Origin of the sequence: Shinella sp. AETb1-6 (assembly GCF_009826875.1) — a bacterium.
In the GTDB taxonomy this organism is placed as follows: domain Bacteria; phylum Pseudomonadota; class Alphaproteobacteria; order Rhizobiales; family Rhizobiaceae; genus Shinella; species Shinella sumterensis.
The window spans coordinates 68,507-79,789 of sequence record NZ_WUMM01000005.1 but is presented as its reverse complement, the minus strand read 5'-3'; the positions used below and the strand labels follow the sequence as shown (position 1 = coordinate 79,789).

Annotated in this window: 10 protein-coding genes; 2 read left to right on the top strand and 8 right to left on the bottom strand. The window is 63.2% G+C overall.

The window, feature by feature from the left end; translation table 11 throughout:
* Window positions 1-26 precede the first annotated feature (26 nt).
* Entirely contained in the window at window positions 27-926 is a 900-nt protein-coding gene (locus tag GR158_RS10310) for an SDR family oxidoreductase (protein ID WP_160871020.1), read from the bottom strand.
* 95 nt (window positions 927-1,021) lie between these two features.
* Here GR158_RS10310 and GR158_RS10305 point away from each other — a divergent pair, with 95 nt between their 5' ends.
* Complete coding sequence (locus GR158_RS10305; protein ID WP_160871019.1) at window positions 1,022-1,855, top strand: helix-turn-helix transcriptional regulator; 834 nt, start codon at window positions 1,022-1,024, stop codon at window positions 1,853-1,855.
* Here GR158_RS10305 and GR158_RS10300 read toward each other — a convergent pair.
* The 7 genes from GR158_RS10300 to GR158_RS10270 all read right to left on the bottom strand — a co-directional run bounded on the left by GR158_RS10300 (window position 1,852) and on the right by GR158_RS10270 (window position 8,986).
* Complete coding sequence (locus GR158_RS10300) at window positions 1,852-3,207, bottom strand: FGGY-family carbohydrate kinase (RefSeq protein WP_160871018.1); 1,356 nt, start codon at window positions 3,205-3,207, stop codon at window positions 1,852-1,854. The two genes, GR158_RS10305 and GR158_RS10300, sit on opposite strands and share 4 nt — an antisense overlap.
* Before the next feature lie 11 nt (window positions 3,208-3,218).
* The gene (rhaM, locus tag GR158_RS10295; RefSeq protein WP_160871017.1) at window positions 3,219-3,548 is read right to left on the bottom strand and encodes an L-rhamnose mutarotase; all 330 of its coding nucleotides are present in this window, start codon (window positions 3,546-3,548) and stop codon (window positions 3,219-3,221) included.
* Window positions 3,545-4,546: an ABC transporter permease gene (locus tag GR158_RS10290; protein WP_160871016.1), complete on the bottom strand. Its 1,002-nt coding sequence runs from the start codon at window positions 4,544-4,546 to the stop codon at window positions 3,545-3,547. The genes rhaM and GR158_RS10290 overlap by 4 nt, the downstream gene beginning before the upstream one ends.
* The gene (locus GR158_RS10285; protein WP_160871015.1) at window positions 4,543-5,523 is read right to left on the bottom strand and encodes an ABC transporter permease; all 981 of its coding nucleotides are present in this window, start codon (window positions 5,521-5,523) and stop codon (window positions 4,543-4,545) included. Before GR158_RS10285 ends, GR158_RS10290 begins: the two co-directional genes overlap by 4 nt.
* Complete coding sequence (locus GR158_RS10280) at window positions 5,520-7,034, bottom strand: sugar ABC transporter ATP-binding protein (protein WP_160871014.1); 1,515 nt, start codon at window positions 7,032-7,034, stop codon at window positions 5,520-5,522. Before GR158_RS10280 ends, GR158_RS10285 begins: the two co-directional genes overlap by 4 nt.
* A 123-nt stretch (window positions 7,035-7,157) precedes the next feature.
* Window positions 7,158-8,147, bottom strand: a complete 990-nt coding sequence (gene rhaS / locus GR158_RS10275; RefSeq protein WP_160871013.1) for a rhamnose ABC transporter substrate-binding protein — start codon at window positions 8,145-8,147, stop codon at window positions 7,158-7,160.
* A 35-nt stretch (window positions 8,148-8,182) separates the two neighbouring features.
* Complete coding sequence (locus tag GR158_RS10270; protein WP_160871012.1) at window positions 8,183-8,986, bottom strand: DeoR/GlpR family DNA-binding transcription regulator; 804 nt, start codon at window positions 8,984-8,986, stop codon at window positions 8,183-8,185.
* Window positions 8,987-9,164: 178 nt separating this feature from the next.
* Between GR158_RS10270 and GR158_RS10265 the strand changes: the two genes are divergently transcribed.
* On the top strand, window positions 9,165-11,267 hold the full coding sequence (locus GR158_RS10265) for a bifunctional rhamnulose-1-phosphate aldolase/short-chain dehydrogenase (protein ID WP_160871011.1): 2,103 nt from the start codon (window positions 9,165-9,167) through the stop codon (window positions 11,265-11,267).
* Window positions 11,268-11,283: the final 16 nt, after the last annotated feature.

Below are 11,283 nucleotides of genomic sequence, written 5' to 3'. Positions count from 1 at the left end.
GGTTTCGTCGAGGCAAGCCAGCGGGTTCACGCATCGAGCATGGAAAAGTTCATCGCCCGGAGGTCATCAAGCAGACCAGGCCCCGTCGGAACCCAGCCGAGTTTCTGCCGGGTCAGCACGCTGGTGGCGCTGATGTCAGCCACGGCGAAGAGGCTGAGCCAGCCGAAATGGCGTTCGGCCTCGTCCGGCGACAGCGAAACCACGGGAAGTCCGAGGCCGGCCGCAATCACGCCGACGATATCGCGCATGGCAATGCCCTCTTCCGCGACGGCATTGTAGCGGGCGCCGCGCTCGGCGCGCGCCAGTGCCAGGACATAGAGCGTCGCCACATCGCTTACATGTGCGGCCGCCCAGCGATTGGCGCCCTCGCCGACATAAGCGGCGACACCCTTTTCGCGCGCCGTCGCGATATAGGGCGAGATGAGGCCCTGCTTGACCGTGTCATGCACCTGCGGAAGCCGAACGACACCGATATTGACGCCGGCTTCCAGTTGCTCCTGGCCCGCCAGTTCCGAGGCGATGCGCGGATTGCGGTGGTGCGCGTCGAACACGTCCTCGCGCGCGGGCTCTCCGTTGCCGGGATTGCCGAGCCCGACGCCCGACGTGATGAGCATGGGCCGGTCCGAGCCCTTGAGCGCGGATCCAAGCGCCGTGATGACCCGACGATCCTTTTCGCAATTGGCCACGAAGTTCGTAAAATCGTGATCGAACGCCGTGTGGATGACGGCATCGGCGTTCTCCGCTCCACGCGCGAGGCGCGCCGGATCGTCCAGCGTTGCGATATGGGCGGAAGCGCCGGCGCGCGCAAGCTCGTTTGCTCCGGCATCGGAGCGCGTGAGGCCTATGACCTCATGACCCCCGGCCAGCAATTCACTGAGGATCCGGGAGCCGATGAACCCGGTGGCACCTGTCAGAAAAACACGCATGAAACATCTCCTGCATTGACGCGCACCGGGATCTCATGAAAAATTGTCCTGTTAAAGTAGTGACTTTATCCTAGTATAATGAGCAACAGGATCGCATGAGCGGCACCGCCAACGACAATGCGCTGGGGACCTTCCTGCGCGACCGACGCATGCGGCTTGATCCGGCGACCTTCGGCTTCCAGCCCGGGCGGCGGCGCACACCGGGCCTGCGCCGCGAAGAAGTCGCCCAGCGCGCCAATATCAGCCCGACATGGTACACCTGGCTGGAGCAGGGACGCGGCGGGGGCCCGTCCTCCCATGTGCTCGACCGTATCGCCGCGGGGCTCATGCTGACCGAGCCGGAACGCGATCACCTTCATGTTCTGGCATTCGGCCATCCCCCCGAGCCGCACTATCGCCAGCACGACGGCATCACGCCCCGGCTGCAACGCGTGCTGGACGCCATGCCCTTCAGCCCCGCCATCATCCGGACGGCAACATGGGACGTGGTGGCGTGGAACAAGGCGGCCGCGATCATCCTGACGGACTATGCCAAGCTGCCGCCGGACCAGCGCAACATCTTGCGCATGATCTTTTCAGACGAGCGGGTGCGCGCTGCGCAGGACGACTGGCGCAACGTCGCCCGTTATGTCGTCGGGGCCTTTCGTGCGGACGCCGCACGCGCCGGCGCGGGGATGGAAATCCGGCAGTTGGTCGATGAACTCTCCGCCAACAGTCCGGAATTCAAGGCAATGTGGGACGACAATGAAATTGCGGGCGCGCGCGAAGGCATCAAGCGCCTTCATCACCCTCACCTCGGATCAATCGAGCTGGAATTCTCGAGCTTTGCGGTCGAGGGCCGGCCGGACCTCAACATGATGGTCTACAATCCGGCCAATGCAGAGATCATGGCGCGGTTTCGCGCGCTGATCGCCGATCCTTCAGCCTAGAGCCGCGCCTGCCACGCGCTGGCATAGCGACGCAACGCAGCCTCGTGTCGCGGGCGTGGATTTGCCCTGTCCGTGGAGGGAGGTCGGCCGTCCGCATCCAGCAAGGCAGCGCCAACGCTGGTTCCGGTGCCGGCTACGGCTTCCACAGGCCGGCCGGTCGAGGCGGCCAGCATGTCGAGATAGGCCGCGTTTTGGGCGAACGGACCTTCGACCAGAACCGGGCCTTGCGCCCCGACGATCTCGAGCCCCGTCGCCGTCATCAGCGCGAGGTAGAAGGAGACCACGACGAACCGTTCCGCCGGCGCCAATGTCGCCGCGTCCACCGTCCATTCCGCCTTGCGCCCCTGAAACGGGCCGGACTGATTTTCGACCGCCGGCAGAAGCATGACACCACGCGCCAGAACGGCATCGACATCCGCGGCCGCATGGGCATTGCGGGCGTCGCCGATCAGGCGCTCGAATTCCCGACCGCCCATGAAGCGGGCGGAGGGAACGGCGTCACCGTGGGCGTTGACATTGACGAGTGTATCGCGCGCCGGGTCGAGTGTAACCTTGGCGCCTCCCATGGCCATCGAGATGACCCATGTCCCCGTCGAGACGACGGCAAAGGGTTCGTCGCGGGCAACGAGATGGGCATAGAGCGAGGCATTGGAATCGTGAATACCGCAGATGACAGGTGTCGCGGGCGCGAGCCCTGTCGCCGAAGCGATCTGAGGCAAGACCGGACCCAGCCGGTCGGACGCGCGCACCACCGGCGCCATCAACACCGCCCAGCCCTCACGTTCGACCAGCGTGGAATATCGTCCGGCCTCCGGATCCCAGAGATCGGTATGGCAACCAAGCGACGTCACCTCGTTGACCGCGACACCGCTCAGGCGGAAGGCCCAGTATTGCGGATAGGTCAGAATCGTTCGCGTCCGCTCCAGCAATCCCGGAACTGTCCTGAACAGCCAGAAGAGCTGGGCGCCGAGATTCAGGCCAAGCGGCAGGCGCGGCGAACCCGTCTCGGCAAACGGCGGGCGGGCGGCATCATATTCCGCGGCAAGGCCGTCAGGACCGTCGAATTCGTAGTCCAGCGCAGGCGCGGCAAGCTTGCCCTCGTCATCGAGAAGCACCGCCGAGGCGCCATGGGTTGTCATGGAAATGGCATCGACGCCGAACTGCGCCTGGAAGCGTCTCAGCGCGTCCAGAATGAAATCCCAAAGGCCCTCGATGTCATAATGCGGATAGGGCGGGCCCTTCAGCACCGCGTTCGGCCTGCGCATGACCGCGACTTCCGTCAGGCTCTCGCGTGCGACCAGCGCGACTTTCGCGTTGGTCTTGCCGATGTCGATGACGGCGATGTGGCGCATCGGGTTTCGGCTCATTCCATGTGGAAGACGGGCACGAGATCGATGGCGATCGGCTCGTTTCGGTCGTTCGTCGCCATGATGTCTGCCATGTGCGCCCACCATTTCTGCATGAGCGCCGTCTGCGGCAGCGCGGCCATCGTGTGATCCTTTCGCCGCCACAGCACGCCGAACAGCACATTGGTCTCCTCATCGAGAAAGATCGAGTAATCGGAGACGCCTGCGGCGTGCAGAAGACCCACGAGCTCCGGCCATATCGCATCGTGCCGGCGCTTGTACTCGTCCTTCATCCCGGAATTGAGCAGCATCTTGAAGGCGTGTTTCTCGAGACCGGCATGGCTCATCGGCGGCGGTTCCTGACCTTGCGGAAGACGATCGGCAGGGCGATGACGAAGATGAGCAGCAGGCCGATGAAGATCGACATCACGATGCCCGGAACGTTGAGGAGGCCAAGGCCGAAGGTGACGAGGCCCATGATGAGCGCGGCCAGAACCACGCCCTGGATCGTTCCCGCGCCGCCGAGAATGGAGACGCCGCCGAGCACGACCATGGTCACCGCTTCAAGCTCCCAGCCGGCCGCGATGGAGGGACGGGTGGAATCGAGCCGGGAGGTCAAAAGTACCGCCGCAATGCCAGACATGAGACCGGTCAGCAGGAAGAGGATGAATTTCACCCGCTCGACCCGGATGCCTGAAAAGCGGGCGGCCACGTCGTTGTTGCCGATGGCGAAGACCTGCCGGCCGAAATTCGTGCGGTGCAGGAGCACGTAGTAGAAGAGCGCGAAGAGGACGAAGAGCGCGAACTCGAAGGAGAAGACCCAGAAGACATAGCCCTGGCCGAAATAGGCGAAGCTCGCCGGATAGCCTTTGAAGGCCTGGTCGCCGAGCACGATGTAGGAAATGCCGCGAAAAAAGCTCATCGTGCCGATCGTCACGACGATGGACGGCAGGCCGAGCCCGGTCACCAGGAACCCGTTGAACGCACCGCAGACGATCCCGGTCGCAATCCCGATCAGCACCAGCTCGGGCGTGCCCGCGCCGTATTGCAGCGCCAGGCCCATCATGGTCGAGGCGAGCGCGATGATCGAGGCCACCGAGAGATCGATTTCGCCGGAGATGATCAGCAGCGCCATGGCGAGCGCAATCAGCGCCTTTTCCGTGAAGTTGAAGGTCGCGTCCGAGAGCGCCCACGGCGACAGGAAATAGGGGGAGGCGAACGAATTGACGACGAAAAGCACGATGCCGACCACCAGCAGCAGGCTCGGCCAGGAGAAGACCGCCGAGCGCAGCGGCGTGCCGAGCCGGTCGGGAATGCGGCGGGTTTCGGTGGATGGCACGCTCATGCGGCAGCCTCCGCGGTTCTGAGTATGAGGCGCTGGCTGCGCTTGGCGCCGCGCCCGTTGAGAACGACGGCAAGGATGATCGCCGCGCCCGAGATCGCCATCTGCCAGAAGGGCGAGATATTGATGACCGGCAAGGCACCGTTGATGACGCCGAGGAAGAGTGCGCCAAGCACCGCGCCCGCCACGGTGCCGACGCCGCCGGAAATCGAGATGCCGCCGATGACGCAGGCCGCGACCACGGTCAATTCGTAACCGCGCGCCACTTCGACCGAGCCGATGACATAGCGCGAAACCCAGAGATAGCCGCAGAAGCCGGACAGAAGGCCGGAGATACAGAAGGCAAGGAAGGTCGTGCGACCGACGTCGATGCCGGCATAGACCGCCGCCGTGGGATTGACGCCGACCGCATAGAAGGATCGGCCGAGCGCCGTGCGCGACATGAGGACCACAAAGGCGAGTATGATGGCGACCGCATACCAGACGAGCAGTGGCAGCCCCAAGACCTCGATGCGCGTGAAGGCCACGAAGGAGGGCGAAAACGCATCCGCATTCACCCATTGTCCGCCGGCGATCAGGAAGATGACGCCGCGATAGATGGTGAGCGAGCCGAGCGTCACGACGATGGCGGGAATACCGAGCCCCCAGATGAACACGCCGTTGAGCGCCCCGAGCAGCAGGCCGCTGAAAGCAGCCACCGCCATCAGCATCGGCACGGGAATGCCGGGAGCGGCCTGGTTGATCAGCGCCACGATCATGCCGGAAAGGGCAAGGTTGGACGCCATGGACAGGTCGATCGAGCGGGTGAGGATCACCACCATCTGGCCGAGCGCAAGGATCATGAGGATGGATGAATCCTCGACGATGCCGGAAAGGCGCGATGGCGACGCGAAGCCCGGCGCGCGCAGGTTGGCGGCGAAGACCAGCGCTGCGATAAGCACCGCCAGCCAGAATTCCCGCACTTTGACCATCGCGCTCATGCGGCCTCCCCGATGCCTGCGGCCGCCCTGACCAGCATCTCCGGTTTCAGGGTGGCATTGTTTTCGAATTCACCGACGATGCGGCCCTCGCGCATGACCACGATGCGGTCGCTCATCCCCATGATCTCGGGGAGTTCGGAGGAGACCATGATCACGGCGAGCCCCTGCGAGGCGAGCTCCGACATGAACTCGTGGACCGCCGCCTTCGAGCCGATATCGATGCCCTTGGTCGGCTCATCGAGGATGATGACGCGCGGCTTTGTCGCCAGCCACTTGGCGATCACCACTTTCTGCTGGTTGCCGCCAGAGAGGTTGCCGACATTCTGGTCGAGTGCGGCAGCACGCAGGTCCAGCCGCTCGGTATATTCGCGCGCCAGCTTGAACTCCTCCGCCAGCCGCAGGAAACCGTGCCGCGAGGTCTTTCTGAGCGAAGCGAGCGTCACGTTCTGGAAGATCGGCAGGCCGGTGACTGCGCCCTGCTTGCCGCGATCTTCCGGAACATAGACGATGCCCCTGTCGACAGCCTGGGCGGGCGAGCGGATGACGGCCACCTCGCCATCGATACGCACCGCGCCCTTGGACGGTTTCGTGATGCCGAACAGCGATTGCATGACTTCGCTTCGACCCGCGCCGACAAGGCCGTAGAAGCCGAGGATTTCTCCAGCCCGAAGCGAAAAGCCGATATCGGCGAACTCGGTCGGATGGCAATAGCCGACGACCTTGAGCACCTCGTCGCCGGGCGTCACCTCTTTCTTCGGAAACACCTGATCGACCGAGCGGCCGACCATCATGCGCACGATCTCCTGCTGCGAGGTGTCCTTCAACAGCCCCTCGCCCACCATCTCGCCATCGCGGAAGACCGTGTAGCGGTCGGCGATACGGTAGATCTCGTCGAACTTGTGGGAGATGAACAGGATCGCCTTGCCCTGCCGTTTCAAGAGCTCGACCAGTTCGAAGAGGTCCTGGATTTCCTTGTAGGACAAGGCGGCCGTCGGTTCGTCCATGATGACGACCTCGGCATTGACCGAAAGCGCACGCGCCACCGCCACCAGATGCTTGTTGGCGATGGACAAATCCTTCAGCTTCGTGTCGGACGCGATATGGCCGGCGCCGATTTCCGCAAGCAGCGTCCTGGCGCGCGCATTCATTCCCCGCCAGTCGATCAGGCCGAACGCGCCGCGGGGCGCATGGCCGAGGAAGATGTTTTCCGCCACCGACAGCTCGTCGAAGAGAACCGTTTCCTGGTGGATCGCGGTGATGCCGGCCTGGAAAGCGGCATGCGGCGACGACAGCACGACGGGCTTGCCGGAAACCCGGATCTCACCCTCGTCCGGCTGGTAGATGCCGGTCATGGTCTTGACCAGCGTCGACTTGCCGGCACCGTTCTCGCCGATCAGCGCGGTGACCTCCCCCGGATAGAGGCGCAGCCCCACCTTGTGGAGCGCACGCACGCCGGGAAAGGATTTGGAGATCCCCGACAGCTCGACCTTCGGCTCTTTTGGGATAGTCATCGGCTTCAGGACCCGACCTGTCTTCGAAGAAAGGAGTGTGCGACAACGCTGCCGGAAATCGCCGCCGGCGCGCAGGAGGAGCGCGGCGGAGACCATTGCTCCGCCGCGTCGCCTTTCAAGGCTTCAGTAGATCTTCGAGAATTTCTCGATATTCGACTTGTCGAACTGGTAGGGCGCGGCCATGGCCGCGGCATTTGTCTCATCGAGCGTGATCGAGCCGACCTTGCCCATGGAGAAGGTCGCGCCCGGCTCTGCCTTCTTGCCCTTGACGAGCTGGTCGGAGAGGTAGACGGCCGAATAGCCGAGGTCGATGGGGTTCCACAGCGCCACGCCTTCCGACGCGCCGTTATCGATGAACTTCTTGAACTCGGAAGGAAGCGCCAGGCCGGTCACGTTGATCTTGCCGATCAGCTTCTGATCGGTGACGACCTGTGCGGCCGCCACGACGCCGACCGTCGTCGGCGCGATGATAGCCTTGAGATCCGGATAGGACGAGATCAGGCCCTTGGCTTCGTTTGTGGATTTCACGGAGTCATCGTCGCCATAGACCACGGCGGCGAGCTTGATCTTCGGGAACTTGGTCGGCAGCACTTCCTTGGCGGCCTCGATCCAGGCGTTCTGGTTGGTCGCGGTGGACGACGCCGACAGGATCGCCACTTCACCGCCTTCAGGCAGGTGATCGGCGGCAAGCTTGATGATGGTCTCGCCGATCAGCTTCGTATCGGACGGGTTGAGATGCAGCATACGGCCATCCTTGGCGACGCCGGAATCCCAGGAGATGACCTTGATGCCGCGATCCATCGCCTTCTTGAGGACCGGAACGAGCGCGTCGGGATCGTTGGCCGAGATGGCGATCGCGTCGACCTGCTGGGCGATCAGCGAATTGATGATTTCGATCTGGCCTTCGGCCGTGGCCGAGGTGGGGCCGGTATAGATGACCTCGATGTCGCCGATTTCCTTGGCGGCCTCCTCCGCTCCCTTGGCGGCGGCATCAAAGAAGCCGTTGCCGAGCGACTTGACGACGAGCGCGATGCGCTCGGCAGCGGACGCGGGCCCCGCCATCAGGGCGGCGGCGATGGCCGTGGAAATTGCAAGCTTGTGCAGAAATTTCATGGTGGTTCCTCCCGTTGAAGTTTCCCCGACGGCGCTCACGCGACGATCGAGGCCTGATCCCTTGCTGTTTTATCCACGATGATCAGCCCGACACCTGCCTCCTCCAGCATCTGTCGGTCCTCGTCGCGAATTCCGTCATCGGTGATAACGGTAGTCACACGGTCCAGCGGGCAGAGCACAAGGCTGGACCGCTTGCCGAATTTCGATGAATCGGCGAGCACGACGAGTTCGTCGGCCTGGCCCATGAGCTTCTGCTCGGCCTGGATCAGCAGCGGATCGGCCTCCATGAGACCGAGCTTGCCGAGGCCCTGCGCGCCCATGAACATGCGCCGGGCGTAGAAATTGCGCGTCACATCGTTCTCGAAAGGGCTGAGGATGATGTTCTGCTCGCGATAGATGACGCCGCCGGACAGCATGATCGTGTTCTTGGAATGCTTCAGCAGGTGCTCGGCGATCGGAAAGGAGTTTGTGAAGATCTGCATGCGGCGCGCTGCCAGAAGATGCACCATCTGGAACGTCGTCGTGCCGCCGTTGATGATGATCGGGTCGCCGTCGACGCACAGTTCCACCGCCTTCAGCGCGATCGCGCGCTTCTGAGCGATATTGATCGTTTCATTGACGGAGAACGGCCGGCCGGCAAGACCTGGGAACTGCGGCGGATTGATCGCCTCGGCACCACCGCGCACCCTGCGCAGCTTCTTCTGCACATGCAGCGTCGCAATGTCCCGCCGGATCGTCGCTTCAGACGATTCCGTCAGTTCAACCATTTCGCCCACGGTCACGACAGGCTTTTCCTGGACCGCGGACAAAATGATGCGATGGCGCTCTTTCTCGTGCATGAAATCCTCCTTGCCTGAACTTTCCACTGAACGCGAAACTTGTCAATCATATTCAATCATAAATAATCATATCGCAGTGCAATATGATCGATTTTGATTGAATGCGATTGACTTGAAAACATTTCTGCCGCATCGATAGCGCAAAAGCCAAATATGCGCATCGCGCCGGGAGGAAGAGATGTCGACACAAGAGGCCGGTTCGCGGCTGACGAACCTGTGGGATAAGGCCCATGCGGCCGGCATGAGCGAGCCGGAGCTGCTTCTCTACCGCTCCAACCTTCTCGGATCCGACAAGCGCGTCACCAATTACGGCGGCGGGAACACCTCCGCGAAGGTCATGCAGAAGGACCCGCTCACCGGCGAAACGGTCGAGGTCCTCTGGGTGAAAGGCTCGGGCGGCGACGTCGGGACGATCAGGATGGACGGCTTCGCCACGCTCTATATGGACAAGCTGCGCGCGTTGAAGGGCCTTTATCGCGGCGTGGACTTCGAAGACGAGATGGTCGGCTACCTGCCCCATTGCACGTTCAATCTCAACGCCCGCGCCGCCTCCATCGATACGCCGCTGCATGCCTATGTGCCGAAAAAGCATGTCGACCACATGCATCCTGACGCCATCATCGCCATAGCGGCGTCCGCCAATTCGAAGGCGCTGACCCAGCAGATTTTCGGCGGCGAGATCGGCTGGCTGCCCTGGAAGCGTCCGGGCTTCGAACTCGGCCTCCGGCTGGAGACATTCTGCCTCGAAAACCCCGGCGCAAAGGGCGTGGTTCTTGAAAGCCACGGCCTCTTCACCTGGGCCGACGACGCCGAATCCTGCTACGGGCTCACCATCGACGTCATCAACCGGGCAATCGCCTGGTTCGAGACGGAAACGGCCGGCAAGGCGATTTTCGGCGGCGAAAAGCACAAGGCGCTTGCCCCTAGAGAACGCCGTGCCGTCGCCGCGCGTTTGATGCCGGCGATCCGCGGCATGGTTTCGGAAGAGGCCCATATGGTCGGGCATTTCGACGACAGCGACGCCGTGCTGCAATTCGTCTGCGGCAAGGATATGGAGGCGCTCGCCGCGCTCGGCACCTCCTGCCCCGACCATTTCCTGCGGACGAAAATCCGCCCGCTGGTCGTCGATTTCGATCCTGCGAAGCCGGATGTCGCGGCAACGCTGGAAAGCCTGAAGCCGGCTGTGGAAGGCTACCGGAAGGACTATGCCGCCTATTACGACCGTTGCAAACATGCCGACAGCCCGGCGCTGCGCGACCCCAACGCCATCGTCTATCTCGTGCCGGGCGTCGGCATGATCACGTTCGCCAAGGACAAGGCGACGGCGCGCATTTCCGGCGAATTCTACACCAACGCCATCAATGTCATGCGTGGCGCCTCGACCGTCTCGACCTATGTCGGCCTGCCCGAGCAGGAAGCCTTCGACATAGAATACTGGCTGCTTGAGGAAGCGAAATTGCAGCGCATGCCGAAGCCGAAGTCGCTCGCCGGCCGCATCGCCATCGTCACCGGCGGCGCCGGCGGTATCGGCTCGGCGACCGCCGCCCGGCTGCTTTCCGAAGGCGCATGCGTCGTGCTTGCCGATATCGACGAGACCGCCCTTGCCTCGGCCGCCGACAATCTTGCGGGCCGCCACGGCCGGGATGTCGTGCGCACCGTGCAAATGAACGTGACCGACGAAGCCGCCGTGATCGCTGCCTATGCGGAGATCGCGGTCGAATTCGGCGGTATCGACATCGTCGTTTCCAACGCCGGCATCGCCTCGTCCGCCCCGGTGGAGGAAACGTCGCTGGAACTCTGGAACCGGAACCTCGCCATTCTCTCCACCGGCTACTTCCTCGTCGCCCGTGAGGCATTCAAGGTGTTGCGCCAGCAGGCGATCGGTGGGTCGGTGATCTTCATCGCCTCCAAGAACGGCCTTGCCGCCTCTCCCAACGCATCGGCCTATTGCACGGCCAAGGCATCCGAAATCCATCTCGCACGCTGCCTGGCACTGGAAGGGGCGGATGCCGGCATCCGCGTCAACGTGGTCAATCCGGATGCCGTGCTGCGCGGCTCCAAGATCTGGTCCGGCGAATGGCTCGACCAGCGCGCCTCGACCTACAAGACGGACAAGGAGGGGCTGGAGGAAATGTACCGCCAGCGCTCCATGCTGAAGCGTTCCGTGCTGCCGGAGGACGTTGCGGAAGCGACCTACTTCTTCGCCTCGGAGGCCTCGTCCAAATCGACGGGCAACATCATCAACGTGGACGCCGGCAACGTCCAGGCGTTCACGCGCTGAGACCGGCCGCTCTGGG

What these genes read in the sequence shown, in the direction of transcription:
- GR158_RS10310 (WP_160871020.1), bottom strand. Translation starts at nt 926, where the DNA reads ATGCGTGTTTTTCTGACAGGTGCCACCGGGTTCATCGGCTCCCGGATC.
- GR158_RS10305 (WP_160871019.1), top strand. Translation starts at nt 1,022, where the DNA reads ATGAGCGGCACCGCCAACGACAATGCGCTGGGGACCTTCCTGCGCGAC.
- GR158_RS10300 (WP_160871018.1), bottom strand. Translation starts at nt 3,207, where the DNA reads ATGCGCCACATCGCCGTCATCGACATCGGCAAGACCAACGCGAAAGTC.
- rhaM (WP_160871017.1), bottom strand. Translation starts at nt 3,548, where the DNA reads ATGAGCCATGCCGGTCTCGAGAAACACGCCTTCAAGATGCTGCTCAAT.
- GR158_RS10290 (WP_160871016.1), bottom strand. Translation starts at nt 4,546, where the DNA reads ATGAGCGTGCCATCCACCGAAACCCGCCGCATTCCCGACCGGCTCGGC.
- GR158_RS10285 (WP_160871015.1), bottom strand. Translation starts at nt 5,523, where the DNA reads ATGAGCGCGATGGTCAAAGTGCGGGAATTCTGGCTGGCGGTGCTTATC.
- GR158_RS10280 (WP_160871014.1), bottom strand. Translation starts at nt 7,034, where the DNA reads ATGACTATCCCAAAAGAGCCGAAGGTCGAGCTGTCGGGGATCTCCAAA.
- rhaS (WP_160871013.1), bottom strand. Translation starts at nt 8,147, where the DNA reads ATGAAATTTCTGCACAAGCTTGCAATTTCCACGGCCATCGCCGCCGCC.
- GR158_RS10270 (WP_160871012.1), bottom strand. Translation starts at nt 8,986, where the DNA reads ATGCACGAGAAAGAGCGCCATCGCATCATTTTGTCCGCGGTCCAGGAA.
- GR158_RS10265 (WP_160871011.1), top strand. Translation starts at nt 9,165, where the DNA reads ATGTCGACACAAGAGGCCGGTTCGCGGCTGACGAACCTGTGGGATAAG.